Here is a 25,144-nt window from a genome sequence, read left to right on the forward strand (position 1 = left end):
TCCGAGCGATCTCAGCAGATGGGTGCGACTATAGAAATATGGCTGGTGTTAAGTCGGAACCGACACGGATCCTCGTCCTTGGTGGTGGGTACGTCGGGCTCTACACGGCGTACGGGCTCCAGAAGATGCTCCGGGCCAACGAAGCGTCCGTGACGGTCGTTGATCCGCAGCCGCACATGACCTATGCCCCCTTCCTGCCCGAGGCGGCGGCCGGTGCGATCGAACCGCGGCACGTGGTCGTGCCGCTGAGGCGCGTGCTCAAGCGCTGCCACGTGCTGACCGCGCGCGTGACGAAGATCGAGCACGAGCGCAAGGCCGTGACGGTCGAGGCCGCCGACGGGCACGTCGAGCAGCTGAACTACGACGTCCTCGTGGTCGCTCTCGGTGCCGTCGCGCGCATCCTGCCGATCCCGGGCCTGGTCGAGGAGGGCATCGCCTTCAAGACCATCGGCGAGGCGATCTACCTGCGCAACCACGTCATGACGAAGCTGGACGAGGCCGCCAGCACGCTCGATCCCGAGCAGCGCAAGCGCCTGCTGACGTTCACCGTCGTCGGCGGCGGGTTCGCCGGTATCGAGGCGCTCGCCGAACTCGAGGACATGACCCGGTTCGCGGTGGAGAACTACTACCCGAACCTCAAGGTCGAGGACATCCGCTGGGTGCTCGTCGAGGCGGCGGGCCGGATCCTTCCCGAGGTGCGCGAGACGCTCGGTGTGTACACCGTCGAGCAGCTCGAAAAGCGCGGCATCGAAGTCTATTTGTCGACAGCGGCGAAGTCGTTCGAGAACGGCCACGTCGTGCTTTCGGACGGCACCGAATTCGACACCGACACGATCATCTGGACCGCCGGTGTGAAGGCGAACCCGGTGCTCGCCAGCTCGGACCTGCCGCTCGACAAGCGCGGCCGCGTCGAGGCCACCGCCGCGATGCAGGTCGTCGGGCACCCCGATGTCTGGACCGCCGGTGACAACGCCGCCGTGCCGGACCTGTCGCGCACCGAGCAGGACCCGACCGCGACCTGCCCGCCGAACGCGCAGCACGCCGTCCGTCAGGCGCGTCTGCTGGCGAAGAACATCATCAAGGTGATCCGCGGCGGCAAGCCGAAGGACTACTACCACAAGAACCTGGGTGCGGTGGCCAGCCTCGGCCTGCACAAGGGTGTCGCCGACGCGCTGAACCTGAAGATCAAGGGCTTCCCGGCCTGGCTCTTCCACCGCGCGTACCACCTCAAGGCGATGCCGACGTGGAACCGCAAGATCCGCATCCTGTTCGACTGGATGCTCGGTGGCCTGTTCCGGCGCGAGGTCATCTCGCTCGGCCAGATCAACAACCCGCGCGAGGAATTCGACCGGCTGTCGAAGTCCTGAGTTCGTGATGCCGTGAAGGCCTCCTTCCCTACCTTGAACGTAGGGAAGGAGGCCTTCACGGCGTTCGAGGGGCGAAGCCGCCGGCTCGAATATCGGCGTACTGAAGCCGCGCACCAAAGGGCATCGCCTAGGCTGTCGGTGCCCCGGTAGCCCAACTGGCAGAGGCAGTCGACTTAAAATCGACACAGTGCGGGTTCGATCCCCGTCCGGGGCACAACCGGTTCCGCTCTGTGGACGTCCTGGTCCGCGCGGACCGACGCTGCCGACAATGATCCGCATGACCGGAATCGGCCTGACCGACGAAGCCACCTACGACCGCACTCGACTCACCCAGTGGTGTGAAGGAGATGGGGTTTCCAGGCGCGGTCTGCTTCGGCTCGCGGCGGGCGGCTCGCTCGCGTTGACGGCTTTCGGTGCGCTTCCCGCTGGAACGGCGTCGGCGGCGTCGCCGATCGTGAAGCCCTTGCCGCCCGAGATCTTCGAGGTCTACGACACCAACGCGGAGACGCGATGGGAGGCACTGAGTGGCCAGGGCGAGCTGACCCCGGTCGACCGGTTCTTCGTGCGAAACCACACCGCCACACCGTCGATCGACGCCGGCACCTGGCGGCTGAAGCTGTTCGGGAGCGGCCTGCGTGGAGGGCCGGTCGAGTTCGGCTACCGAGACCTGCTCGAATTGCCCGCGGAGACGATCAATTCCGCCATCGAATGCGCGGGCAACGGGCGGAGTTTCTTCACCGGCCAGCAAGGGCAGGCGGTGTCCGGCACGCCGTGGAAGCTCGGCGCGATCGGCGTCGCGCGCTGGCGCGGTGTCCGGCTTTCCACCGTGCTGGCCAAAGCGAGGCTGACGCGGCACGCGGTGGACGTCCTGCCGGAGGGACTGGACGCCGGCTACGTCACCGGCGGGGTGAACCTGGGGAAGGTGCGCCGCCCTCTCCCGGTCGCGAAGGCGTTGCAGGACGTTTTGCTTGCCTACGAGATGAACGGGCGTCCGCTCCCGCCGGATCACGGTCATCCGGTGCGGCTCGTCGTGCCGTCGTGGGCCGGGATCTCGTCGATCAAATGGCTGGGGCGTATCGAAGTCTCGGAGACGCCACTGGTGTCGCCGTGGAACACGCAGTACTACCGGCTGCTCGGGCCGGACTATCCGGCGGACGGGGCGCTCGTGACCCGGCAGGTGGTCAAGAGCGCGTTCGAACTGCCGTGGAACGCCGAATTCGCGGCAGGCGGCAGGTATGCGCTGCGCGGCCGGTCGTGGTCGGGAAACGGCCGGATCCGGCGCGTCGAAGTCGACACCGGTGCCGGTTGGCGGAAGGCGAAGTTCGTGGGCGCGGCGGCCGATCGAGGCTGGCAACGCTGGGAGATCCCTTGGCGCTCCGGTAATCCCGGTACCCACACCCTGCGGGCGCGGGCCACGGACATCACCGGTGTCACCCAGCCGGAGGTCACGCCGCACAACTCCCAGGGCTATTTGTTCGACGCCGTCGTCCGGCATCCGGTCCGGGTGGTGTGAGATGACGAGGTCGGTGGCGGTGAGAGGGGAACCAGCCGTCGAATTGACCCTGGAGTTACGGGTGAACACCGACCCGGAACAAGCCGCCGCGATCACCGCGCGCCTGCTTGAGTCCTTTGAGGACACTGTCGGGGTGACCCTGACCACCAAGACTGTCCAAGCAGGCCAGGTCGCCGGATTCGCGCCACCGCTACGCATCGAACCCGGTTCGCGACGAGTGCTGATGCAGGGCGAGGTGCTGGAGTTCACCAGGCTCGAGTTCGACCTCCTGCTGTTCCTCGGCCGGAATCCGGACCGTGTCTTCGACCGGGTCACGCTGATGGAACAGGTCTGGGGCCTGACCGGCGGCAACGGGCGGACCGTGGACGTCCATGTCCGCAAGATCCGCGGGAAGCTGGAACCCGTGCTGACGCCGATCACGACGGTGCGCGGGGTCGGCTACCGGTTCGACGGGGCGGGCCAGGTGCTCATCGCGGACTGAGAACTTTCGCGATCATCGGGTGGGGAAGAGCCGCGGATCTGGTCATAGGCGCAACCGGACACGATCACGCCACAGGCGATGCCGCTGGTAAAGGCCAAGGTGACCACGCGTACGGCGCTTCTCAATGTCGAACGGATCTCCATCATCCCTCTTCTCGTCATAGTGACGATTACTCTACTGAAGCTAGTACGCCGGAGAGTTAATGTCAAGGTGACGATAAAGGGGTCAGGTTCGCAGCATCGCGGGATGGAGGATCGTGGCCGGTCCGCGGCGGTAGAGGGCCGCAGGGCGCCCCGCCTGTCTGGTGACCCGTCCGCCGGTGGGGGTCAGGAAGCCCGGCACGCTGGTGATCTTGCGATGGAAGTTGCGAGGGTCGAGCTTCTCGCCCCAGACGATTTCGTAAACCTGCCTCAGGTCGGTGATCGTGAACTCAGGAGCGCAGAAAGCGGCGCCCAAGGTCGTGTACTCGAGCTTGTTCCTGGCTCGCTCCACGGCGTCCGCGACTATCTCTTTGTGGTCGAAGGCCATCGTCGCCTGCGGCCGTAATACGTCGTCGACCGGGGTCAGGATCGCCTCGCGAGCGTCGCCGCCGGCCGTGGGGGCCGGAAGATTCGGCGTGAAGGCCAGGTAGCACACGCTCACCACCCGGCCGCGTGGGTCGCGATCGAGGCCTCCGTAGGTTTTCAGTTGCTCCAGGTGCAGGTCTTCGGCGCGCAGGCCGGTCTCTTCCGTGAGCTCTCGGGCGGCGGCGGAATCCAGGTCCTCGGCCGTGGATTCCAGAAAGCCTCCGGGCAGGGCGAGTTCGTCCTCGAACGGGGGGATGCCCCGCTTCACCAACATGATCTGCAATGAACCCGCTTGCACCGTGAGGATCGCGAGGTCGACCGCCACTGTGATCTCAGGGATCGTCCAGTCGTCTTCGGTCATCCTTGCCGCCTTCTGTCGAGGTGCCGACGACGGGCGTTGGTGAAGTTTGTGTCCACCTGGGACAGTCTAGTGCCCCGGTGGATTAATCGTCTAATTGACGAGAATGGTCGGGCTCCGCTACCGTGCAAGTTGCACCAAGCACTCCCACATCCCGGTCGCCCGTCCCGCTCACCGTTCGGACGACCGCATCTTCGCCATGCTCGGCTACATCGCGTCGACATCGCCGGCGCGGTCTGTGAGAGGAAAACACTGTGGTGAAAAGAATCGACGTGGTCGCATGATCGTCATCCTGACCGCGTTGGAGACCGAGTACGCGGCTGTTCGTGCCCGGTTGAAAGGATTGTCCCGCCATCAGCATCCCGCGGGAACCCTGTTCGAGATCGGCGAACTGCCCGGCCGTTCCGGAGGCAAGGTCGCCACGGCCGTGGTGGGTATGGGCAACTCTTCGGCCGCCACACTGACCGAAAGGGCGATCGCGGAGTTCGACCCGGCGACGATCATCTTCACGGGTGTCGCAGGCGGACTGCGCGACTGGTTGCGACTGGGTGATGTCGTTGTGGCTACGAAGGTCTACGCCTATCAGGGTGGACGAAGCGAAGACACCGAGTTTCTCGCGCGTCCGCGTGCCTGGGAGATTTCGCACCGGGCGGAGCAAATCGCGCGTTTCCTGGCCAGGGAAGAACAGTGGCTTCGATCGGATGAACGGCGAAACGAGGATTCGCCGGTGCCGAAGGTCTGGTTCGAACCGATCGCGGCCGGTGAGGTCGTGCTCAACTCGCGAACCTCGGACTTGGCACGGCAACTGCGGCGCAACTACAACGACGCGATCGCGATCGAGATGGAAAGCGCTGGATTCGCTTCGGCGGGCCATCTCAATGAGCGGGTTCCCGCCATCACGATCCGCGGTATCAGTGATCTCGCGGGTGGTGCCAAGGATCGGACGGACGCCGAAGGATGGCAGGACATCGCCGCGGCCAACGCGGCCGCGTTCGCCATCGCCGTCGCCACCGAACTCGACGATGGACACGAAGGTGGCCGGCGTGCTGAGAAGCCGTCACAGCCGACGTCGCATCACAAGTTCGTCGCGCGTGACAACGCACGGGTCGGGCAGCAGATCGGAACCAATCAGGGCGACGTCACCATCGACCTCGGTGACTCCGGCAGGCCGCGATGACTCCGCCGAATTGGCCGCACGGGACGATGCCGAACGGCTCGCATCCCCAGGCATACCACGAGTACGTCGCATCCGGGAACTCCACGGTCGGTCAGCAGATCGGCGTGAACTACGGTTCGACGACTTTTCATCGACATGAGAACACCTATCACGTCAGCCGGGAGGATCCTCCCGAGCGAAAGCTCGAAGTGGCGAAGAACCACCTCGAGGGCGGGAACGCCCGCATGGCGCAGGAGATCTTCCGCGACGTCATGAAGCAAGGCCAGATTTCGTCGGCCGAATTCGCGTACTACTACGCGCTGGCTGTTTTCAGCGGACGCTCGCTCGGTGAGATGAACGACGACGTGCACAACGCGTTCTTGGACGCGATCGCCCTGGCAAGCGGTTTCGGCCACGATGATTGGCGCAGCGCGCTCGAAGTCGTGTCGGACTTCGTCACGTGTGTATGGGGACAGCAGATCGGGAGCACATTCGACCCGCAGGCCATGAACCGCGCGTTGAAGAACTTCAGTGACCTCCCGGCGCAACGCCAGCGCGAGATCACCCGGCATCTGAACATGATCCTCAGCGGCGCGATCCAAGACAGCCTCGACGTCCTCTACGCGCAGAGGGTCGCCGAGGACAGGTTGGCGCAGGACAGGGCCGGCCGCGCGTGGAAATTCTTCGAACCCGACCCCGCTCCGCCACGATTCTGGGAGAAAGCGCCGTCGCCGGTGGGCGCGAGTGCCTGGGTCAAACTGGTTTCGGGAATGTTCGCCCTTCTGCTCGGTCTGCTCTTCGCGATCGGGGCCTTCGTCGACGGGAGTCTCGTCCTCGGCCTTCTCGGTCTGCTCCTGGTGGGAGCGGGAACTTTCGGTGCCTTCCGTTGGGGACTGGAAATCGAAGTCGTGAAAAGGCGGCTGGCGAGCAAGAACCGCGAGCACGGGATCCCGGTTCAGCTCGTGCGGCCGGTCTCGCCCGGGCATTGGGTCTCGACGCGGTTCGTCGAAGAGGTCCACGGGCTGGTCGACCTGAGTTTCGCGGAGGCGAGGCCCCATATCGCGGGAAACTGGGATGCCGACACGTTCGGTATCCGCCAGTATCTCAAGACCCGTTTCGTCGCTCTCTACGGCAATGCTCAAGTGGGACCGGAGAGTGTCCTGTGGCTCATGCGCTGGCACGCGCGCCAGGTGGCCGACCAGTGGCGTGCGGGAACATTGTTCGCATACAGGGCTTCGCTGAGGCCGTCGGGAAGTACGTCGGCGCTGTTCAAGTCGAGTGTCGGCGGTTGCGTCGCGGGATCGCTGTTCCTGCTTTTCGCCGGGGGCGGTTTCGCAGGTGTCGCCTTCTTCCTGGGGATCGGGGCTTTCCTCGCGGTCAAGGGAGCCATCCAGATCCTGGCGGCGCAACGGGACGATGTCTTGGAGCGTGCCGCCGCGCAGGTGACCTACGAGGCCGAACAGCGAGCTTATTCGGATTGGCGGCATGAGCTCAGCGACAGGCCGAGTGACGCGGAAATGGCGCGCTGGCTGGACCTCGACAAGAACTACCTCAAGACCGAGGCGCTCAGGCGGTCCTCGTTGGTGAACCGGGATCTCGTCGCGCATGTCGTTCTGACCGAAGGGATGTCCGACGCGCTGCGGGCACGCGTGCCCCGCGGTCCGCTCCGGTACTCCAAATATGTGGTGCTCGTCTTCCTGCTTACAAAGAGCGGAGTGCGTGAGATCGAAGTCCAGCTGAACTTCCTCACCGGCGACGTGCACAACGAGCAGCGGAAGTCGTTCCGTTATGACGCGTTGGCTTCGGCGCATGTCGCGGAGGTCGGTATCCGGTTCGCGGACAACCGGCGGTACGTCGTCCGAGGCGACGATCCGGCACATCTCGGTGCCGTCACCGTACGAAGTCGCGAGTTCCGCCTTTCCCTCCTCAGCGGTGAGGACATCAGCGTTCTGGTGGAGGGCACCGGCGGTCTGACCGATATGACGGTGGAAGACGAGTCAGAGATTCTCCAAACCTCGCTCACGGCGTCCGGGATCGCAGGCGCGTTGCATGTCCTGGAAGCGGTCGCGGCGGAGGGGCGCGATTGGATCGTTCGTGAACAGGAACGACGGCGCCGCCGTTCACAGGACTGGAGAGCAGGAAGCCGCCAGATCGATCTGCTCGAAGAGGGCGATATCTCCTCCCTTGGTTCCGATGCCGAGTCCCGCTCGGAGGACCGGGACTCCTAGACGAGGTGTCGCGAGCGGGCGAGGGGGCCGCTCGCGACACCCGCTCGAACGTGATCCGTGCCATGCCTGCGAAGCCGGGATGACAGGATACGAACCGTGACTCCGACTTACGTTTTCGTGCACGGTTCCAGCAGCGCCTCCTTCACCTGGGGCCCGCTGCAACGCGAGCTCGCGCTGCTCGGCCATCGCACCCTGGCCGTCGACCTTCCCGGGCACGGCTTCGCCGCCGGTTTCCATGCCGCTTACCAGGCGCCGCAAGACCTCGAAGCGCTGGCCACGGCGCCGTCGAACCAGGCGGGTGTCACGCTGGCCGAGGCAGTCGACCAGGTCGTGGATGTCGTGCGCAAGGTCGCCGAGCATGGACCGGTCATCCTGGTCGGGCACAGCCGCGGCGGGCTCGCGCTCACCGGTGTCGCGAACGCGGTCCCCGAACTGATCGACCGGATCGTCTACATCTCGGCGTGGTGCTGCGTCGACGCGACGGTGGGCGAGTACATGCAGGGACCCGAGTACGCGAGCAGCGCGCTCAACGACGTCGGCGGGGTCGTCGTCGCGAATCCCGCCGAACTCGGCGCGCTCCGCATGAACTGGCGCACGGCCGATCCCGCGCTGCTGGCCGCGTTGAAGAACGCGATGCTCGAGGACGGCACCGAGCAGGAGTTCTTCGCGTACCTCAACACTCTTGAGCCGGACGAGAGCCTCGACGCCGGAACCGAACTCGCCGACGCCGCCACCTGGGGCCGGATCCCGCGCACCTACATCCGGCTCACCGAGGACCGGTCGATGCCGATCGCGCTGCAGGACCGGTTCATCAAGGAGGCGGACGCGCTCACCCCGGACAACCCGACCGACGTGCGATCGCTCGTGAGCAGCCACGTCCGGTTCCTCATCCATCCGCAGGAGGCCGCCGCCGTCCTCGCCGGGCTCGCGTAGTTCATCAAAGGGACCGTCAGGGAGCGACGAGCCCGGCTTCGTAGGCGAAGATCGTCAGCTGGACCCGGTTGGCCGCGTCGAGTTTCGCGAAGATCCGGGTGATGTGGGTCTTCACCGTCGCCTCGCTCAGGTGCAGTGCCGCGCCGATTTCGGCGTTGGTGCCGCCCTGAGCGACGGCGGTGACGATCTCGCGTTCGCGTTCGGTCAGGGTGCTCAGCCCGGCTCGCGCCCGATGGCGGCGAGGGCTCGACCTGGTCGCGACGAAGTGCCCGATGAGTTTCCGCGTCGTCCGCGGCGAAAGCATCGCCTCGCCCGCCGCGACCACCCGGACCGCGTCGATGATCTCCTGCGGTGAACCTTCTTTCAGCAGGAATCCGCTGGCGCCGGCGCCGAGTGCGTCGAAAACGTATTCGTCGAGGTCGTAGGTGGTCAGCACGAGGACCTTCGGCGGATTGGGCAGCGCGGTGACGGCGGCCGTCGCGATGAGGCCGTTCATCCGCCGCATCCGGATGTCCATCAGCACGACGTCGGGCGCGTGCATGGTCACCTTCGGCACGGCTTCGTCCCCGTCGCCCGCCTCCGCGACGACCTGGATGTCGCCCGTGCTGGACAGGATCATCGACAAACCGGTTCGTACGAGCGGGTCGTCGTCGACGAGCAGCACTCGCAGTGGGCGCTGGTTCACCCGGACAGGTTAGTGGTGTCCCCACGGTAGCCAAGCCCGGACGGCGAATGTGCCCTCGTCGGTGGGGCCGGCGCTGGCGTTCCCGCCGATCAGCGTGACCCGCTCGCCGATCCCGGTCAGCCCCGCGCCGGCACCGGGCGGCTTGCCCGTCGCGGCCGCCGCGGGCAGCGGGTTGACGACCTCGACGGTGAGCCCGTTTCCGGGACCTCCGCGCACCGAAACCTCGGCCGGCGTGCCCGGCGCGTGCTTCAGGATGTTGGTCAGCGACTCTTGGACGATCCGGTAGGCGGTCGTGCCGAGCAGCGTCGGCGCGCCGCCCGGGTCGTTGAGCAGGATCGTCACGTTGACGCCCAACCCTGCCCGTCGCGCGTTGGCGACCAGCTCGGGAATGTCCGCCAGCGTCGGCTGCGGCGGCTCCGGATGGGATCCGTGCTCGCCGTTCTCACCGAAACCCTGGCCATCGCGCAGGACACCGATGACCTGCCGCAGATCTTCGAGCGATTGACGGGCCGTCGTGCGGACGGTCTTGGCGGCTTCCGTCGTCGCGGGCCCCTTGCTGACCTCGAGCGCGCCGGCCTGCAGCGACAGCAGGGAAAGCCGGTGCCCGAGGACGTCGTGCATCTCGCGCGCGATCCGGGTGCGTTCCGCGCGGCGGGTCATTTCGGCGCGGAGCTCCGCTTCCTTGGCCTCGCGGATCGCGATCGTGCCCTGCATCCCGCGGACGACGCCGACCGTGAGTGGTACGGCCGTCAACACGACGGCGACCGTCAGCGTCCCCATCACCTGGACCGCGGACAGCTGTTTGCCGACGATCTGCCCGGCGACGGTCACATCGGGATGGCGGTTGGCGTCGCCGAACAACGCCCACGCCGTCGCGATGTAGACCAGCACTGATCCGGTCCACAGCAGACGGTCGCGGCGGTGCGCGGCCAAAGCGGCGAGGGCGACCAGCGCGGCCAGCGCGTCGGAGCGGAAGCAAAGCGGCGGAACCAAGGCGATGCCGAGGACGAGTTCCGGCCATTTGTGCCGCCAGCAGAGCATGACCGCCGCCGCGATCCCGGTGAAGAAACCGAGCGTGGACCACCACGTCGGGTCGAACGATTGCGTCGCCGGAAGATAACCCTGGGCGCTGAAGACGAAAATGCTGCTGATCACGCACGCCGCGACCGCCATCACAGTGAGCACCACACCGAGCACACGCCTTGCCATGCGCTGAGCGTACGCAAGCAGGGCAGGCCGGCCGCATCAGCGGAACCGATCCTTCGCAGCGCGCGAATTACGACTTTCGTCGTAACGGGTTCACGCGCCGAGGACGACGCGGCCGCCTCGCGATCACTGGTTGTATGCCGCCTCGTTCATTCCGTTGGAAAGGAAATCCCCCGTGACCCAGCAAACCCCCTACACGCCGGCCCCGCAAGCCCCCGCCAGCCCGATGCCGCCCCGCAACGGCATCGGCGTCACGGGCTTCGTCCTCGGCCTGGTGGGGCTGGTCTTCTCCCCGATCCCGTTCGTCGGCGTCATCGCTTGGCNCCAGCAAACCCCCTACACGCCGGCCCCGCAAGCCCCCGCCAGCCCGATGCCGCCCCGCAACGGCATCGGCGTCACGGGCTTCGTCCTCGGCCTGGTGGGGCTGGTCTTCTCCCCGATCCCGTTCGTCGGCGTCATCGCTTGGCCGCTGGTGATCCTCGGCCTGATCTTCTCGATCATCGGCCTGATCCGCGTCAAGAACGGGAAGGCCTCCAACAAGGGCCTCTCCATCACCGGTATAGCCCTGTCCGCGCTCGGGCTCGTGGTCTGCGTGGTGTGGATCTTCGTGTTCAACGCGGCGGTCGACGAGGTCAACAAGGAAATCAACCGCACCGCGAAGGTGTCCTACGAAGTCACCGGTGACGCCACGAACGTCGAGGTCATCTACGGCGAGGTCCTGAACCCCGCCACCGAGACCGTTCCGGCGCTGCCGTGGAACAAGGAAGTCGAGAACAAGGGCGTCTACAAGGGCGGGACGCTCACGGTGACCACCGGCGAGACCGGCGGATCCGTCACCTGCAAGATCACCGTCGACGGCGCGGTCGTTTCGACCAAGACCGCTTCGGGCGAATTCGCCATGGCCGCCTGCACCGGAGTGTGACAGCCGGACCGTGAAAGGCCTCCTTCGCCATTCTCGGGGTGGCGAGGAGGCCTTCGCGATTCCGGCATGATGCGGTCATGACCGAGCCCGTCCATCCGTTCGACCCGCCCGCCCACGAACGTCACTGGATCGAAACAGCCACCGAATTGGCGAGGGATTTCGCCGCGAGTGCCGCCGAATTCGACGACACGGCCGAGCTGCCCATCGCCAACCTTCGTGCCTTGCACGCGACCGGCCTCGACAGGGCGACGTTGCCCGTGGAGCTCGGCGGCGAGGAGCTCAGTTATCGGAGCTACGGCGAAATCGTCCGTATTCTCAGCGCCGCCTGTTCCTCCACCGCGTGCGTCTGGGTGATGCACATCGGTGCCGCGGTCGGGCTGGCCCAGTTGTCCGCTCCCGGCGTGGGCCGCTTCTACGCCGAAGAACTCATCGCCGGCAAGCGGTTCGCCAACGCGCTTTCGGAACCGGGCAGCGGCAACATGTTCCTGATGCCGCAACAGATCGCGGAGCCTGCCGACGGCGGATTCCGCCTCACCGGCGCCAAACGGTTCGTTTCCGGCTGCGAGGCCGCCGACCACTTCCTGGTCAACGCGCTCGTCGGCGGCGTGCCCACCTTCTTCGGCGTCTCGCCGGACGACACGATGACCTTCGTGCCCATCTGGGACACGATGGGCCTGCGCGCCAGCCGAAGCCAGCTCGTCTCCTTCGAAGGGACCCTGCTGCGGGAGGACCGCAGGTGCCCGCCTTCGGCCGAGCCGCGTCCGAACCACATCGCGGCCGGCCTCGCGTTCCTGTCACTGGGGATCGCCGACGCGGCGGAGGAAGCTCTGGTCTCGCACGCCCGAAGCCGCGTCATCCCCGCGACCGGGCAGCCGCTCGCCGAAATGCAGTGGCTCCAATTCGAAGCGGCGGACGTCCACGCCCGTCTCGAAGCCGCACGCGTGTACTCGCGGAACATGGCCTGGCTGGCGGATCGGAATTCGCCGGAGTTCATGCCCGCGACCATGACGGCGAAGGTGCTCGCGAACGACATCGCCCGCGATGCCGCCCAGCTGGCGCTGAAAGCGGGCGGCGGCTCGGGCTTCCTTCGCACGTCGCCGATCCAGCGGTTGTTCCGGGACGCGCAGGCCGGTGGCCTGATGGCCTACTCGGCCGAAGTCTGCAAGGACCGGATCGGGAAGACCGTGCTCCTGCCGCAGGACTGACCTCGGATGGCCGGCCGGGTGACGTCAAGCCCGGCCGGTCCCGCCGAAGCGGGTCAGCAGCAGCCGCTGCCGCAGCAGTCGCAATCGCACCAGTCGTCGTTTCGCATGATCATCCACCTCCTCTCTCGGGAGCACAGCCGGGCGGGCACCAGGCACCGGGAACCGGATCGGCGCAGTTCTCGCCGGACATCCCGGACAGCATGGAAGCGAGTTCGGCGCGCAGTTCGCCGAGCCGCGCCATCTCCGCGTCGATTTCGGCGAGATGGCGTTCCAGCATGGTTTCGGCGGGTTCGCACGGGCATACGCCGGTGTCGCGCACGCTCAGCAGGTCACCGATCTCCGTCAGCGTCAGCCCGAGCCGCTGGGTGCCGCGGATGAACCGCAGCCGGTCGATGACGCCCTCGTCGTAGCGCCGGTGGGCCCCGGTCGTCCGCGCGGGCGTGGGCAGCAGGCCGATGCGCTCGTAGTAGCGCACGGTGTCCGGCCGCACTCCGGCGCGGGAGGTCACCTCGGACATGGTCAACGCCGTCAGCGCCTTCGTCGCTTCGGTTCGCATGAGACGAGGGTAGAACCTGGACCCGGCTCCAGAATCAAGTCCGAAATCCGATGGGGCTCACGAAGAGAAGACGACGGCCAGGCGCGTCCGCATCATTCGAGAGGGTGGAAACGGCGAGAGGACGGCACGGTGACTGACTTCCGGAACGTGATCAGGGACCTCACCACGGAGGGTGAACAGGTCGACGCCCTGGTGGCCGGCCTCGACGACGCGGGATGGGATCTTCCGACGCCCGCGACGGGCTGGTCGGTCAAACACCAGATCGCGCATCTCGCGTTCATCTTCAAGATCGCCGGATTGTCCGCGGCCGAGCCGCGGGCCTTCGCCGAACTCGCGAAGTCGTCGATGGCGCGCGGGTTCGACGCCGCCGTCAACGCGGCCCTCGACGATTACCTCGGCGACCCCAACGAGGTCCTGCTGAGCCGCTGGCGTGCCGAACGCGACGCCGGTATCAAGGCGCTCGCCGCCGTCCCGGCGGACCAGGTCGTCCCGTGGCTCGTCAACCCGCTGCCGCCGGCCATCCTCGCCTGCGCCGGGATGATGGAACTGTTCGCGCACGGCCAGGACGTCGCGGACGCGCTGGGTGTGCGGCCGGAGCGGACGGACCGGCTCGCGTACCTCGTCGGCTTCGCCGTCCGGGTGCGGGACTTCGGCTACGAGGCGCGCGGCCTGACCCCGCCGGAGCGGGAGTTCCGGTTCGAGATCACCTCGCCGTCCGGGCAGCTGTGGACGTTCGGCCCCGAGGACTCGCCGGAGCGGATCACCGGGAGCGCCGAGGACTTCTGCCTCCTGGTCACGCGGCGCCGTCATCGCGACGACCTCGACGTCCGCGCCGAGGGCGCGCTGGCGGATCAGTGGCTGGACATCGCGCAGGCGTACCGCGGTCCCGCGGGCGAGGGCCGCTCGCCGGGACAGTTCGGCCGTTGAGGGTCCCGATCATTTCCGCGGTGATGGGGCATCCTGGAAGTCGCGATCAACTCGCACTCGGTGCGATCGTCGACGCACGCGGGGTCTAGGAGGCGATCGTGACACGAGTGTGGCTGATCAGGCATGGGGAAAGCGAGTCCAACGCGGGGCTTCCCGGTGGGGAACCGGGGACTTCGGCGCTGACCGAACTCGGCAGGCGGCAAGCCGTCGAAATCGCGGAATCGCTGGCCGAACCGCCTCGGTTGATCGTGACGTCGCCGTTCCTGCGGGCACGGCAGACCGCCGAGCCGACGATCGAGCGGTTCCCCGGCGCGGAGCGTGAGGAGTGGCCTGTCCAGGAGTTCACCTTTCTCGGCGAACTCCATGGACAGGTCACCACCACAGCCACCCGTAAGCCGTACACGGAGGCCTACTGGTCCCGTGCGGATCCGCACCACGCGGTGAACGGCGCGGAATCCTTCGCGGCGCTCTTCACCCGCACCCAGGAATTCCTGGCGCGGCTGGGAGAACGCGAACCCGGGCCGATCGCGGTCTTCACGCACGGGCTCTTCATCCGCGCGGTCATGTGGTCCTTACTGACCGGGATCACCACGCCGGACAGCGAGGCCATGCGCGGATTCCGCACGTTCGCCGACACCTACCTCGTGCCGAACGGCAACATCACCGAACTGCGGTACACACCCGGGAAGCGAGCGCCGCGAGTGGTGGTCCCGCTCGCCTCCCGGTACGCGGACCGTTAGGGCTTCAGCAACAACTGGAGCTTGTTCACCCCGGTCATGTTCGGGCTCGGGATGAACGACGGCGGAGCGGCCGGATCGGTGCGCAGATCCGGGAAGCGGTCCAGCAGGATGTTGAGCGCCGTCTTGCCTTCCAGCCTGGCGAGCGGGGCGCCGATGCAGAAATGGATCCCGCGGCCGAAGGCGAGGTGCGGGTTGTGCGCCCTCGCCGGATCGAAGGTGCCGGGATCGGTGAACGTCCGCGGATCCCGGTTCGCCGCCGCGACCCAGATAGCGACCATGCTGTCCGGCGGGATCGTCTGGCCACCCAGTTCGACCTCGGTCGTCGTGGCGCGGGCGACGAGCGCGAACGGGCTGAGGAAACGCAGCGATTCCTCGATGGCGGCGGGCAGCAGCGCCCGGTCCTCGCGGACGCGCCGGTATTCGTCCGGATGGGAATCCAGGCACAGCACCGTGTTCCCGAGCAGCATCGTGGTGGTGATGTGCCCGGCGAGCAGCAGCACGTTCGCGAAGTTGACGACTTCGTTCTGCGTGAGTTTCGCGCCGTCGACCTCGGCTTCGACGAGTTTGGTCAGCAGGTCCTCGCGCGGGTTACGCCGCCGGTCGTCGGCATGCTCGGCAAGGTAGTTCACCAGGTTCTTCACCTGGGCGGCCGTTTCCTCGGCGGCCTTCTTGTCCTCCTCGGTCTGCTTGATCAGTGACCGTTGCTGGCTGTTCCGCAGCAACGTGTCGACCCATTCCTTGAACAGGTCGCGATCGCTCGCCGGGATGCCGAGCAGTTCGGCGATGACGATAACCGGCAGCGGGTAGGCCAGATGGGTCACCAGTTCCATCGAGTCCGCGCCGTCGACGGCGTCGAGGAGTTCGTTCGTCAGCGCCGCGATCCGCGGTTCGAGATCCGCGACCACCTTGGGGGTGAATGCGTGGCTCACCAGCGTGCGCAGTTTCTTGTGATCCGGCGGGTCCATCACGAGCAGGTTGCCCTCGACGAACAGGTCCTTGTCCGGTGAGAGCTCCTCGGGGATCAGCCGGGTGGTGTCGGAGGAGAACACCTTGGGGTCGCTCAGGGTCTTCAGCGCCTCGGCGTGGCCGTAGACGTTCCACATACCCGTCTCGGAGTCGAAACGGACCGGGTCGGCCGGGAATTCACCCCGAAGCCAGAACTGGCCTTCGTGGACGCCCCAGCTTTCGGCGATCGTGGTCATGACTTGCCCCCTTCTTCGGTGGTGGAGAGCCCGGGTCAGGCGGGCTCTTCGGGGCCGTCCTTCCGGTAGATCCAGGCGCGATAGGACGAGATCAGCTCCTGGAACGCCTGGCTCACTTCGGCCGCGGTGGCGGCCACGTTCGCCGTGGACGGCGGCTCCGGCGGCTCGAGCGCCGTCCGGATGATGTGCGCGAGAGCGTCGGCCTTTTCTTCGGGTTCGAGGCCGGCGCCGTCGGTGGTGAAGCTGTCCATCAGGTAGAACCCCAACGCGGAGGCGCGCAGGGAAAAGAGCAGGTGCGGGATGTCGTCGCGCAGCAGGCCCCGGTCCGTCATCGTCTTCAGGTACCGCTCGGTCACGACCGTGTCCTGATCCTGCAGAGGATGTTTCTTCAACCGGCCCAGCAGTTCGGTGTTGCCGGTGATGAGCGCGCCGAGCAACGGGTTCTGCTGGGTGTAGAGGAAGACCACCCGATGGAACCGATGCGGGATGACTTCCGCCGGGTCTTCGTCCAGCCGGGCGAGGAGGTTCTCGGCGGCCCGCAGGGATTCACGCAGGAGCAACGCGTGGAAGAGGGTTTCCTTGGTGGGCCAGTGCAGGTAGATCGTGCCCTTCCCGATGCCAGCCTGGCTCGCGATGTCCTCGATGGTCACCTTGCGATAGCCCAGCCGCGACAGCAGGACGCCGGCCGCGTCGAGGATGCGATCGGCGCGGCCGGCGGTGCGGTCCGGACGTTCTGCCACGTGCGCTCCCAGATCTCTTGACCTTATGACCGGATTTGCTCATCTGGTCATCCGGTCAGTTCGACGGTAGCGCCGGGTGTACCGGTCCGGCAAGGGAATCGACGAGTTCTTAACGCAGACGGTGGGCGAGCAGGAACTTCCAGATGATCGGAGTCGCGTCGATGACGGTCGGGGTGGCGGAGTCGTTGTTCGGCGCGGTGCTCGGCCAGACGTGCCCGGCGCCTTCGACCCGATAGTGCCGCAGCGAGCAACCGAGCCAGCGCTGAACGGTGACGTCGGTTTGCGGCGAATACCGGATCGGGTGTGGGAAGCAGCCGTTCCGATCCGCCCATGCGGCGAGCCAGTCCGGCAACGCCGGCAGGCCCTTCGCGGGATTCCCGGTGTAGGGGATCGTCGCGTCGGCCGTTCCGTGGAAATCGAGAATCGGCGCGGGACGCGACGGGTGGCATTCCCCTCCTTGCGGGTAGAACGCGCCGGCGACGGGTGCGAACGCCGCGATCCGGCCCGGCATCCGGCAAGCGAGTACGCCGACGAACCCGCCGCCGTTCGATTTGCCTGTCGCGTAGATTCGGCGGGAGTCGACGCACAGTTCACGCTGGAGCGTGTTCAGCAGATCGCTGGTGAAGAGCACGTCGTCGGCGGCCGCCGAATACGGCGCGCCGGTCCATGCCGATTCGCCGTCCGTTCCCGGAAGTCCTTGCGGGTAGACGGAAATCGCGTCATAAGCCGAGAATCCGGATAGCTCCTCCTGATATTTCGACGTGCGTTTGTGACCGTGGAACGACAACACCAGCGGGTACGGCCTCGACGGCCGGTACCGAGCCGGAACGTGCACCGTGTACTCGCGGACCAGGCCGCCGGACGTCAGCGTCCGCAGCGTCGTCGTCCCGGCGGGAACCGGGGACGGACGCTGGCAGCCGGTCGTCCGCACCGGATGATCGATCGCAGACGGCACTACTGACGCCGCCGACGCCGCCGGGATGACGAACAGGCTCAGTACGGCAGCGGCGGCGGCCGCCAGCGCGAGACGACGCAGGTACTTCGTGGGACCAGGCACGCGATCCTCCTTGATCGGGCGGCAGGGCGGTGATCAGGGTCACTCCTGCCGCGGGCCTGGTCAGCATTGTGTTCATTGAGTTTTCGGACCGCTTTACACGTCACCCTGGTATCGGCTCGCCGCGGACCCGCGGGTGTCCGGCCGGTCAGCCGCAGGCGCGTTTCGCCGCGAGCACCCGCGTCAAGGCCTCGTCGACCCGGGCGGCCGGGAGGTCGCCGGACGCGAGCGCTTGCTCCAGGGTGGCCAGCACCGTCCCGACGTTGCCGCCGGAGGACCACAGCGCTTGATCCGCTCCCGCCTGAAGGGCCTTGAGCACGGCCGTCTGGAGCGGGTACTGCGCCGTGATCGCCTTCATCGCCCCGAGATCGTCCGTGATCACCGGGCCGTTGAACGCGTAGTCCTTCCGCAGCAGCCGGTACGCCGGTGCCGACAGGGTCGACGGGGTGCCGCCGGTCAGGTCGGGGACGTCCAAGTGCCCGACCATGACGCCGATCTCGCCGTACTCTCCGATGTCGCGATACGGCACCAGGTCGACCTTTCGCAGCGAGGCCAGTGGCGGCGTTCGTACCAGTCCCTTGTGGGAATCCCCGGTGGCGTGCCCGTGCCCGGGGAAGTGCTTCAGCACCGGCTGCACCCCGGCGTCTCGCAGGCCCTGCGCGAACGCCAGGACGTACTTGCGTGCGACCTCCGGGTTCGCGCTGAACGATCGGTCGCCGACGATGTCGCGGTCCGGCTGGTCGGTGATGTCGGCGTCGGGCGCGTAGTCGACGGTGACGCCGCGGGCTCGCATCTGCCGCCCTCGCTCGGCCGCCTTCGCCCGTACCTGCGCCGGCGTCAGTGTCGAGGCCATCTTCCGGGCGCTCGGCATTTCACCGTCGAGGGCGTCGATCCGCTGGACGCGGCCGCCTTCCTCGTCGATCGCGACCGAGACCGGGACCTTCGCGGCGCGCTGCACCTCGTCCAGTGCGTGGTTCCGCAGCAGGGCCGTCTCGTTGCCGCCGAGGAAGATCCCGCCGACCTGCTGATCTCGCACCAGCTTCACCGCCGCCTGCGGGTCACCGGCGTTCACGCCGACCACCACCAGCTGGGCCAGCCGCTGCCGAGGGCTCATCCCGGCGATGACGGCTCCACAGCCTGGAACGGGTGCCTGCTCCGCCCTCGGTGACAGCGAGGGCCCGGGCCTGCTGGCGGCTGGCTGGCTTGAAGCGGCGCTGCTGCGAGGCGGAGGTACGGTGCCCGCCGGTTGCGCGGATCCGGCCTCGTCGTTCGCCGTACCGCATTGCACGCTGGTGGCCAGGACAGCGGCGGCTCCCAGGATGACGGCCGCCCATCGCTTCGTCGTCTTCGGTCGCCCGGAGTTCATCGGCTCGTTTCGTTCGTCGTCCATGCCGGTGTCGACGGTAACCCCAGTTGCCCTTTCGTACGCGCTCGCGTGCCCCTTTGGTGCGTGGCCACGCCGGGCCGAACCTTCGGCCACACCTCCTTCCGGATCGTGTTCTCTCTGGTCAAACGGGACTTCGTGCTTGACAACTCGGTCTGCTCCGCCGTAGATTACCACATGGTTATGGAACCGCAAGGTTATCGATCGTGAGAACTCGAACTCGTGAGAAACGGTTCGGACCATGGAACGGAAAGGCGGGCGACCGTGACACAGGATCTGCTCGATGTCACCTTCGCGGCACTCGCCGACCCCACCCGCCGCGCGATCCTCGCGCGGCTCGCGCGCGGCGAGGCCACGGTGACGGAGTTGGCCGAACCCTTCGCGATGAGCCAGCCCGCCATCTCCAAGCATCTGAAGGTGCTGGAGCGGGCGGGGCTGGTGGCAAGGGGGCGTGACGCCCAGCGTCGCCCCTGCCGGCTGGTGGCCCAGCCGCTGAAGAACGCGAACGAATGGCTCGGCGGCTACCGCCGCCACTGGGACGAGGCCTTCACGGAGCTGGATCTCGTCCTCGACGAGGAGATGCGGCACCCGGAGCGCCGGCACGAGACCGATTGACCACCCACGAGCGGAAAGGAACAGCCCGATGGGACGAACTCTCAGCGTGACGAAATCCGGCGATCTCGAGATCGTCATGACGAGGTCCTTCGACGCGCCGAGGGCATTGGTGTTCGACGCGTGGACCAAACCGGAGCTGGTGCGCCGCTGGTTCGGCCCGCGCGGCTGCGAGGTCGTCGAATGCGAGATCGACCTGCGGGTCGGCGGCAGATGGCGGTATCGGCTGCGCCACGGCGGTGGAATGGAGATGCTGCTGCAGGGCGTCTACCAGGAGATCGACCGCCCGGAACGGCTCGTCTCCCTCGAGACGAACGAGGACTGTGAGGCGTCGGAAGGCCAGGCCCTGTCGACTCTGACCTTGGTCGAGCACGAAGGGGTGACCGCGCTGACCCAGGTGGTGCGGTACGGCTCGAAGCGGATCCGGGACGCCGTGCTCGAATCCGGGATGGAGCGGGGCGTCGGCGAGGGCTTCGACAAGCTGGCCGGGTTCCTGGCCGCTCCGGTGGGGGCGTGAACACGATGACCGCCATCGCGGACCGATATCGCGTCCGGGCCGACGCCTTCGAGAGCAAGGTCGCCGCCGTCCGGGCCGGGCAGTGGGAGAGCGGATCTCCGTGTGAAGAGTGGAACGCCAGGGATGTCGTCGGGCACATCGTCGACATGCACGGCGCGATGCTGCGCCCCTTCGGGCGTGACCTCGGGCCGGCGCCGTCGCTCCTGGACGACCCGCTGGGCGCCTTCCGTGCCGCGCGGGCCGATGTCGAAGCCGTCCTCGCCGATCCCGTGCTCGCGGCCACGGAACACGGGACACCGATGGGGAAGATGACCGCGGAGCAGCACATAGACCAGGTCGTCAGTGCCGATATGGTGATCCACGGCTGGGATCTGGCCAGGGCCACCGGGCAGGACGACACGATCGATCCGGAGGAGGTCGCCCGGATGTGGCCTGCGGCGCAGGCGATCCCCGATCAGATGAGGATTCCCGGAGCGTTCGGGCCCGGCATCGTCGTCTTCGGTCCCGAAGTGAAGGTGCCCGACGACGCGCCCCTGCAGGACAGGCTGCTCGGGCTGATGGGCCGGGATCCGAACGCCTGACACGGATCAGACGTGGATCCCGCGGTGCCGCCGGACGGGCCGGGAAGGAACTGGAACCTCGGCGGTATCGGTTCCCTTGGCCGCGGCCAGGACACGTTCCAGAACCGACAGAGAGGAGGTGAGCAAAGAGATCTGGTTCTGGATCCGAGTCTTGGCGATCTCCAGTTCGCCGGCCATCTCCGGCGAGGGCACCAAATGCGTGTGGTCCCCGGAAACACAGGGAAGGAGTTCCGCGATTTTGCCGCTGCACAACCCGGCCGAATAGAAGAGCTGGATCTGCAGGACCCGCGCGATGTCGTCTTCGGTGAAGGTCCGGTAGCCGTTGCCGCATCGAGCGGGAGTCAGCAGGCCTTCCGTTTCGTAGTACCGCAACGAGCGGACACTCACCCCGGTTCGCTTCGCCAGTTCACCGATCCGCATGGGTCCACAGTAGCCGCGGGAACCGAGGTTGACCGTGACGTCGGTGTCAGGGTTTAGCTTCGCGTTCATGAGGTTGCTCGAAGCATTCCGCGGTACCGCGCTCCAGTTGCCGAACCGGATGGCGATGGCCCCGATGACCAGGGGGCGCGCGGACGATGCCACCGGCGTGCCGCATCCACGGACGGCCGAGTATTACGCGCAACGCGCGAGCGCCGGTTTGATCGTGAGTGAAGGCGTCTGGGTGAACCGGACAGGCAAGAGCGGACCGGGTATTCCAGGGCTGGCGACGGAGCAACAGGCCGAGGCATGGCGCGCGGTGACGGCGGCCGTACATGAGGAAGGCGGTCGCATCTTCGCGCAGCTCTGGCACGCGGGCCGGGTCTCTCACCCCGGTGTGATGGGCCGGACGCCGGTGGCGCCGTCGGCGGTCCGGCAGGCCGGCCGGATCTTCTCGGCCGAAGGCTGGACGGACACGGTCGAGCCTCGTGCTCTCGGCGAGGAGGAGATCGGCGAGGTCGTCCAGGACTTCGCCGCGGCGGCCCGGCGGGCCATCGAGGCGGGATTCGACGGTGTGGAGCTCCACGGTGCCAACGGCTATCTCATCCAGGAGTTCCTCGCTCGCAACACCAACCGGAGAGAGGACCGATACGGCGGTTCGGTCGCCGCCCGGCTCCGTTTCCCGCTCGAGGTGGTGGCGGCCGTGGTCCAGCAGATCGGTGCCGCCAGGGTCGCCCTGCGGATCTCGCCCGGAAACCCGGAAAACGACATCGCGGAAGACGATTGGAAGGAGGTGTACCCACAACTGGTCGCGGAGCTACGCCGGTACGAGCTCGCATACCTGCACGTCATCGATACTCCTGACGCCGAGGTGCTGTCACACCTGCGGCCGTTGTGGCCGGGGACGCTCATCGCGAACCTGCGGTCCGAGGAGCCGACCACTCAGGACGAGGGTGAGGGTTTGATCGAGTCCGGGCTGGCCGACGTGGTCGCTTTCGGCAGGTTGTTCATCGCGAACCCGGATCTGCCCGCCCGTTTCGCTCTCCGTGCCCCGCTGGCTCGGGCGCACCGTGACGTCTACTACGGCGCCAGGCTCGACGGCTACACCGACTTCCCGGCGCTCGAAGCGGACCCGGCGAAGTTCGCCTGTTCGGCGCGCAGCTGATCTTCGCCGCCCGCTCTACAGTGCTGGGATGGTCAAGACGGCAGTGGAAATCGCGGCGGCTGTGCGTGCCAAGGAACTCGATCCGGTGCAGGTGACGCGCGAGGCGCTGGCCCGGATCGCGGCGGCGGACGGGGTGGTCGGCGCGTTCCGCCGGGTGAGGACCGAGGAGGCGCTCGCCGAGGCGGCCGCTGTCGCCGGCCGTGCGGATCTGGCGGACCTGCCCTTGGCCGGGGTGCCGGTCGCGGTCAAGGACGTCGCGCCGGTCGAGGGTGAGTACGCCTCTTGGGGGTCGCGTGCGGGTTCGTCGACGCTGTCCACAGAGGACGGTGAGATAGCCCGGCGGCTACGCGCGGCCGGAGCGGTGATCGTCGGTCTGACCCGGGTGCCGGAGTTGTGCATCTGGCCGTCGAGTGACGATCCGGACGGGACGGCGCGCAATCCGCGCAATCCGTCCTATGCCGCCGGCGGTTCGTCGGGCGGGAGCGCGGCCGCGGTCGCGGCCGGGCTGGTGCCTATCGCGCACGGCACGGACGGGCTGGGGTCGATCCGGCTGCCGTCCGCGATGTGCGGGATCGTCGGTCTCAAACCGGGTAAGGGCGTGGTCCGGGTACCGGGGGAGGACGGCTGGTTCGGCCTGTCCACGCATGGTCCGATGACGACCACCGTGGCCGACGCCGCCGTCTTGATGTCGGTCCTCGCCGAAGAGCCCGGGCTGGCGGATCTCGCCGTCCCGAAGCCGTCCCGCATCGCCCTGTCGACTCAGGTCCCGTTGACGAGGGCGCCTTTGCCGCGCGCCTTCAGCCGGGCCGTCACGCGAGCCGGAGAGCTGTTCCGCGCGGCCGGGCACACCGTGGCGCCGGGCACACCCCGATACAGCGCCGGAGCGATCGGTGGGCTCCTGGCGCGCTGGGTCGCGGGCCCGGCCGAACAAGCGGCCGACTTCGACCTCGCCGCGCTCCAGCCCCGGACACGAACCCACGTCCGGCTCGGGCGACTGATGGCCAAACGCGTCCGGGAGAGCACCCGGGAGCGCTGGCTGGAGCGTGCCGAAGAGTTCTTCGCCGACCACGATGTCCTGGTCACGCCCATGATCGCGACACTCCCGCTCAAGGCCCGCACTTGGCATGACAGCCGTTGGATCGCCAACGTGCTGCCGTCCGTGCGTGTGGCGGGTTTCGCGGGACTGTGGAATCTCGCGGGCTATCCGGCGATGTCCGTGCCGGTCGGCGTGCATCCTTCGGGCATTCCGGCATGCGTCCAGCTCGTCGCCGCGCCCGGCGGGGAAGCCCTCCTCCTGGGCCTCGCCGCCCAGCTCGAAGCGGCCAACCCTTGGCCGCGCACCACCGCCTCCTGACAAGCTCCCAGAAGAGAGCAAGGGACCTTTGCTGTCACTCTCCAAAAGAGAGCGATAGCAAAGGTCCCTTGCTACTTCGCGCTGGTCAGGAGCCGGTTTTGGCCGGTGAAGGCTTCTGCCCGTTCGCCTTCGGGCCGTTCTGCTCGCCCTGTCCGTTCTTCGGCGCAGCGGCGGCAGGCGCCGGAGAAGCGGGCTTGGCGGGAGAAGGTTTGGCGGCGACCGGAGCGGCGGCCTTCGAAGCGGGCGGCTCGGCGGGCTTACCCGCCGGCTTCTTCTCTTCGGCCTTGCTGTCGCCGCCGACGAGCTTCGAAGCGTGCGGGATCACCGACTCCTCGGGCAGCGCCGCGAGCATCGCCTCGCTGCCCTTGAGGACCTCGTCGGCCTGCATGAGGCTCTTGCGGGCCTGCTCGCGGATCTCCGCCAGCCGCTCGACCTTCCGCTGGGCGGCGGTCGTGCGCTGGGCGGCGGTCGTCGTGGCCTCGTCGAGCCGGCGCTTGGCCTCGGCCGTGGCCTCGTCGATGCGGCGCTTCGCCTCCGCGGTGGCCTCGGCGATCCGGCGCTCGGCCTGGTTCTTGCTGGCCGTCTGCTGGTCGGCGACGTGCTTCTCGTGCGCGGCTCGCTGAGCCGCGATCGTCTGATCGAACTCGCGCTCGATCTTCCGGCGCTTGCGCTCGGCCTCGTTGTCCAGCAGTTCCCGGCGCTGGGCGGCCTCGACGGTCAGCCGCTGGACCTCGGCCCGCGTCTCGGCGAGCGCGGACTCGTGTTCCGAGTGCAGCGCGTCCGCCTGCTTGTCCAGCTCGGCGACGAGCCGCGTGTAGCGCTCACGGAGCTTCTTCGAAGCCTCGCTCGACGACGCCCAGTGCTTCTCGGCGGCGACCTCGGCACGCTTCGTGATCTCTTCCGCACGCGCCTGGGCGAGCGTGACGGTGCGCTGCATCCGCTCATCGAGGTCTTCGAGCCGCTCCGGCGGTTTCTTCAGCTCCTCGATCCTGGCGTTCAGCTTCGCCACCTCGTGGCGGACGGTTTCGAGTTCGCGCGTGGCCGATGTCGCCTGCGCGATCGCGGCGTCGCGGTCGGTGATCACGCGACGAAGCTGGGCTTCGAGATGATCCAGATACTGGCGCACTTCGTTCCGGTCGAAGCCGTGCCAGGCCTGGGTGTACTCGCGCCGCAGGGGCAACAGGCCGTTGTCTCGCTCGGGAACCATGGCCACGACGGTACCTGCGTACCCGGTGTCGCCGTTGCCAGGCTTCGTGATTCACCGACGTGTGTCGG

The 25,144-nt window shown here is 67.5% G+C and carries 25 protein-coding genes and 1 tRNA gene; 16 read left to right on the forward strand and 10 right to left on the reverse strand.

The window, feature by feature from the left end; genetic code table 11:
- Positions 1 to 38: 38 nt before the first annotated feature.
- The 4 genes from ACXIZN_RS39355 (at position 39) to ACXIZN_RS39370 (ending at position 3,361) form a co-directional block, all read left to right on the forward strand.
- Positions 39 to 1,367: an NAD(P)/FAD-dependent oxidoreductase gene (locus ACXIZN_RS39355; RefSeq protein WP_007028829.1), complete on the forward strand. Its 1,329-nt coding sequence runs from the start codon at positions 39 to 41 to the stop codon at positions 1,365 to 1,367.
- Positions 1,368 to 1,507: 140 nt separating this feature from the next.
- Positions 1,508 to 1,581 (forward strand) — tRNA-Leu (locus tag ACXIZN_RS39360).
- A gap of 63 nt (positions 1,582 to 1,644) precedes the next feature.
- Positions 1,645 to 2,880, forward strand: coding sequence for a sulfite oxidase (locus tag ACXIZN_RS39365; RefSeq protein ID WP_457959833.1), 1,236 nt, complete (start codon positions 1,645 to 1,647; stop codon positions 2,878 to 2,880).
- A 19-nt stretch (positions 2,881 to 2,899) separates the two neighbouring features.
- The gene (locus ACXIZN_RS39370) at positions 2,900 to 3,361 is read left to right on the forward strand and encodes a winged helix-turn-helix domain-containing protein (protein ID WP_457959834.1); all 462 of its coding nucleotides are present in this window, start codon (positions 2,900 to 2,902) and stop codon (positions 3,359 to 3,361) included.
- Between the two features lie 225 nt (positions 3,362 to 3,586).
- On the opposite strand, the gene ACXIZN_RS39375 is transcribed toward ACXIZN_RS39370, so the two are convergent.
- Positions 3,587 to 4,288 (reverse strand): NUDIX hydrolase, encoded by a 702-nt coding sequence (locus ACXIZN_RS39375; protein ID WP_457959835.1) that lies wholly within the window; start codon positions 4,286 to 4,288, stop codon positions 3,587 to 3,589.
- Positions 4,289 to 4,484: 196 nt separating this feature from the next.
- Between ACXIZN_RS39375 and ACXIZN_RS39380 the strand changes: the two genes are divergently transcribed.
- From ACXIZN_RS39380 to ACXIZN_RS39390, 3 genes are all read left to right on the forward strand, one after another.
- Positions 4,485 to 5,462, forward strand: a complete 978-nt coding sequence (locus ACXIZN_RS39380; RefSeq protein ID WP_457959836.1) for a 5'-methylthioadenosine/S-adenosylhomocysteine nucleosidase family protein — start codon at positions 4,485 to 4,487, stop codon at positions 5,460 to 5,462.
- Positions 5,459 to 7,669, forward strand: coding sequence for a hypothetical protein (locus ACXIZN_RS39385; RefSeq protein ID WP_457959837.1), 2,211 nt, complete (start codon positions 5,459 to 5,461; stop codon positions 7,667 to 7,669). The genes ACXIZN_RS39380 and ACXIZN_RS39385 overlap by 4 nt, the downstream gene beginning before the upstream one ends.
- Before the next feature lie 96 nt (positions 7,670 to 7,765).
- Positions 7,766 to 8,602: an alpha/beta fold hydrolase gene (locus ACXIZN_RS39390; protein WP_457959838.1), complete on the forward strand. Its 837-nt coding sequence runs from the start codon at positions 7,766 to 7,768 to the stop codon at positions 8,600 to 8,602.
- A 16-nt stretch (positions 8,603 to 8,618) separates the two neighbouring features.
- Here ACXIZN_RS39390 and ACXIZN_RS39395 read toward each other — a convergent pair whose 3' ends face one another.
- Positions 8,619 to 9,266: a response regulator transcription factor gene (locus ACXIZN_RS39395; RefSeq protein ID WP_457960716.1), complete on the reverse strand. Its 648-nt coding sequence runs from the start codon at positions 9,264 to 9,266 to the stop codon at positions 8,619 to 8,621.
- A gap of 30 nt (positions 9,267 to 9,296) precedes the next feature.
- A complete protein-coding gene (locus tag ACXIZN_RS39400; protein WP_457959839.1) occupies positions 9,297 to 10,496 on the reverse strand; it encodes a sensor histidine kinase in 1,200 nt (399 codons plus the stop codon).
- A 367-nt stretch (positions 10,497 to 10,863) separates the two neighbouring features.
- Here ACXIZN_RS39400 and ACXIZN_RS39405 point away from each other — a divergent pair, with 367 nt between their 5' ends.
- Complete coding sequence (locus ACXIZN_RS39405) at positions 10,864 to 11,415, forward strand: DUF4190 domain-containing protein (RefSeq protein ID WP_457960717.1); 552 nt, start codon at positions 10,864 to 10,866, stop codon at positions 11,413 to 11,415.
- 77 nt (positions 11,416 to 11,492) lie between these two features.
- The gene (locus ACXIZN_RS39410; protein ID WP_457959840.1) at positions 11,493 to 12,620 is read left to right on the forward strand and encodes an acyl-CoA dehydrogenase family protein; all 1,128 of its coding nucleotides are present in this window, start codon (positions 11,493 to 11,495) and stop codon (positions 12,618 to 12,620) included.
- 109 nt (positions 12,621 to 12,729) lie between these two features.
- Here the strand turns inward: ACXIZN_RS39410 and ACXIZN_RS39415 are convergent, their stop codons facing one another.
- Positions 12,730 to 13,176 carry a MerR family DNA-binding protein gene (locus tag ACXIZN_RS39415; RefSeq protein WP_457959841.1) on the reverse strand — a complete coding sequence of 149 codons (447 nt, stop codon included), beginning with the start codon at positions 13,174 to 13,176 and terminating at the stop codon, positions 12,730 to 12,732.
- 129 nt (positions 13,177 to 13,305) lie between these two features.
- On the opposite strand from ACXIZN_RS39415, the gene ACXIZN_RS39420 reads away from it, so the two are divergent.
- Together ACXIZN_RS39420 and ACXIZN_RS39425 are read left to right on the forward strand one after the other, a co-directional pair.
- Entirely contained in the window at positions 13,306 to 14,103 is a 798-nt protein-coding gene (locus ACXIZN_RS39420; protein ID WP_457959842.1) for a TIGR03084 family metal-binding protein, read from the forward strand.
- A gap of 98 nt (positions 14,104 to 14,201) precedes the next feature.
- Positions 14,202 to 14,843, forward strand: coding sequence for a histidine phosphatase family protein (locus tag ACXIZN_RS39425; protein WP_457959843.1), 642 nt, complete (start codon positions 14,202 to 14,204; stop codon positions 14,841 to 14,843).
- Here ACXIZN_RS39425 and ACXIZN_RS39430 read toward each other — a convergent pair.
- From ACXIZN_RS39430 to ACXIZN_RS39445, 4 genes are all read right to left on the reverse strand, one after another.
- A complete protein-coding gene (locus ACXIZN_RS39430; RefSeq protein WP_457959844.1) occupies positions 14,840 to 16,045 on the reverse strand; it encodes a cytochrome P450 in 1,206 nt (401 codons plus the stop codon). The two genes, ACXIZN_RS39425 and ACXIZN_RS39430, sit on opposite strands and share 4 nt — an antisense overlap.
- A 35-nt stretch (positions 16,046 to 16,080) precedes the next feature.
- On the reverse strand, positions 16,081 to 16,785 hold the full coding sequence (locus tag ACXIZN_RS39435) for a TetR/AcrR family transcriptional regulator (protein WP_457959845.1): 705 nt from the start codon (positions 16,783 to 16,785) through the stop codon (positions 16,081 to 16,083).
- A 109-nt stretch (positions 16,786 to 16,894) separates the two neighbouring features.
- Positions 16,895 to 17,842, reverse strand: a complete 948-nt coding sequence (locus tag ACXIZN_RS39440) for an alpha/beta hydrolase family esterase (RefSeq protein WP_457959846.1) — start codon at positions 17,840 to 17,842, stop codon at positions 16,895 to 16,897.
- 145 nt (positions 17,843 to 17,987) lie between these two features.
- Complete coding sequence (locus ACXIZN_RS39445; protein WP_457959847.1) at positions 17,988 to 19,229, reverse strand: glycoside hydrolase family 3 N-terminal domain-containing protein; 1,242 nt, start codon at positions 19,227 to 19,229, stop codon at positions 17,988 to 17,990.
- Between the two features lie 258 nt (positions 19,230 to 19,487).
- On the opposite strand from ACXIZN_RS39445, the gene ACXIZN_RS39450 reads away from it, so the two are divergent.
- Genes ACXIZN_RS39450 through ACXIZN_RS39460 form a run of 3 tightly spaced genes read left to right on the forward strand, consistent with a single transcriptional unit; the run spans position 19,488 to position 20,933 of the window.
- Complete coding sequence (locus tag ACXIZN_RS39450) at positions 19,488 to 19,838, forward strand: ArsR/SmtB family transcription factor (protein ID WP_457959848.1); 351 nt, start codon at positions 19,488 to 19,490, stop codon at positions 19,836 to 19,838.
- Between the two features lie 28 nt (positions 19,839 to 19,866).
- Complete coding sequence (locus ACXIZN_RS39455) at positions 19,867 to 20,352, forward strand: SRPBCC family protein (protein ID WP_457959850.1); 486 nt, start codon at positions 19,867 to 19,869, stop codon at positions 20,350 to 20,352.
- A 5-nt stretch (positions 20,353 to 20,357) separates the two neighbouring features.
- Positions 20,358 to 20,933: a TIGR03086 family metal-binding protein gene (locus tag ACXIZN_RS39460; protein ID WP_457960718.1), complete on the forward strand. Its 576-nt coding sequence runs from the start codon at positions 20,358 to 20,360 to the stop codon at positions 20,931 to 20,933.
- Positions 20,934 to 20,939: 6 nt separating this feature from the next.
- On the opposite strand, the gene ACXIZN_RS39465 is transcribed toward ACXIZN_RS39460, so the two are convergent.
- Positions 20,940 to 21,353 (reverse strand): MerR family transcriptional regulator, encoded by a 414-nt coding sequence (locus ACXIZN_RS39465; RefSeq protein ID WP_457959852.1) that lies wholly within the window; start codon positions 21,351 to 21,353, stop codon positions 20,940 to 20,942.
- A gap of 67 nt (positions 21,354 to 21,420) precedes the next feature.
- Here ACXIZN_RS39465 and ACXIZN_RS39470 point away from each other — a divergent pair, with 67 nt between their 5' ends.
- Positions 21,421 to 22,515, forward strand: a complete 1,095-nt coding sequence (locus ACXIZN_RS39470; RefSeq protein WP_457959853.1) for an alkene reductase — start codon at positions 21,421 to 21,423, stop codon at positions 22,513 to 22,515.
- Between the two features lie 28 nt (positions 22,516 to 22,543).
- On the forward strand, positions 22,544 to 23,869 hold the full coding sequence (locus tag ACXIZN_RS39475; protein WP_457959854.1) for an amidase: 1,326 nt from the start codon (positions 22,544 to 22,546) through the stop codon (positions 23,867 to 23,869).
- 85 nt (positions 23,870 to 23,954) lie between these two features.
- Here the strand turns inward: ACXIZN_RS39475 and ACXIZN_RS39480 are convergent, their stop codons facing one another.
- Positions 23,955 to 25,076: a cell division protein DivIVA gene (locus ACXIZN_RS39480; protein WP_457959856.1), complete on the reverse strand. Its 1,122-nt coding sequence runs from the start codon at positions 25,074 to 25,076 to the stop codon at positions 23,955 to 23,957.
- Between the last annotated feature and the right edge of the window lie 68 nt (positions 25,077 to 25,144).

Source organism: Amycolatopsis sp. TRM77291, assembly GCF_054166285.1.

Coding starts and splice junctions, on each gene's coding strand:
- ACXIZN_RS39355 (WP_007028829.1), top strand. CDS start 39: ATGGCTGGTGTTAAGTCGGAACCGACACGGATCCTCGTCCTTGGTGGT.
- ACXIZN_RS39365 (WP_457959833.1), top strand. CDS start 1,645: ATGACCGGAATCGGCCTGACCGACGAAGCCACCTACGACCGCACTCGA.
- ACXIZN_RS39375 (WP_457959835.1), bottom strand. CDS start 4,288: ATGACCGAAGACGACTGGACGATCCCTGAGATCACAGTGGCGGTCGAC.
- ACXIZN_RS39380 (WP_457959836.1), top strand. CDS start 4,485: ATGCTCGGCTACATCGCGTCGACATCGCCGGCGCGGTCTGTGAGAGGA.
- ACXIZN_RS39385 (WP_457959837.1), top strand. CDS start 5,459: ATGACTCCGCCGAATTGGCCGCACGGGACGATGCCGAACGGCTCGCAT.
- ACXIZN_RS39400 (WP_457959839.1), bottom strand. CDS start 10,496: ATGGCAAGGCGTGTGCTCGGTGTGGTGCTCACTGTGATGGCGGTCGCG.
- ACXIZN_RS39405 (WP_457960717.1), top strand. CDS start 10,864: ATGCCGCCCCGCAACGGCATCGGCGTCACGGGCTTCGTCCTCGGCCTG.
- ACXIZN_RS39410 (WP_457959840.1), top strand. CDS start 11,493: ATGACCGAGCCCGTCCATCCGTTCGACCCGCCCGCCCACGAACGTCAC.
- ACXIZN_RS39415 (WP_457959841.1), bottom strand. CDS start 13,176: ATGCGAACCGAAGCGACGAAGGCGCTGACGGCGTTGACCATGTCCGAG.
- ACXIZN_RS39430 (WP_457959844.1), bottom strand. CDS start 16,045: ATGACCACGATCGCCGAAAGCTGGGGCGTCCACGAAGGCCAGTTCTGG.
- ACXIZN_RS39445 (WP_457959847.1), bottom strand. CDS start 19,229: ATGGACGACGAACGAAACGAGCCGATGAACTCCGGGCGACCGAAGACG.
- ACXIZN_RS39455 (WP_457959850.1), top strand. CDS start 19,867: ATGGGACGAACTCTCAGCGTGACGAAATCCGGCGATCTCGAGATCGTC.
- ACXIZN_RS39460 (WP_457960718.1), top strand. CDS start 20,358: ATGACCGCCATCGCGGACCGATATCGCGTCCGGGCCGACGCCTTCGAG.
- ACXIZN_RS39465 (WP_457959852.1), bottom strand. CDS start 21,353: ATGCGGATCGGTGAACTGGCGAAGCGAACCGGGGTGAGTGTCCGCTCG.
- ACXIZN_RS39470 (WP_457959853.1), top strand. CDS start 21,421: ATGAGGTTGCTCGAAGCATTCCGCGGTACCGCGCTCCAGTTGCCGAAC.
- ACXIZN_RS39475 (WP_457959854.1), top strand. CDS start 22,544: ATGGTCAAGACGGCAGTGGAAATCGCGGCGGCTGTGCGTGCCAAGGAA.
- ACXIZN_RS39480 (WP_457959856.1), bottom strand. CDS start 25,076: ATGGTTCCCGAGCGAGACAACGGCCTGTTGCCCCTGCGGCGCGAGTAC.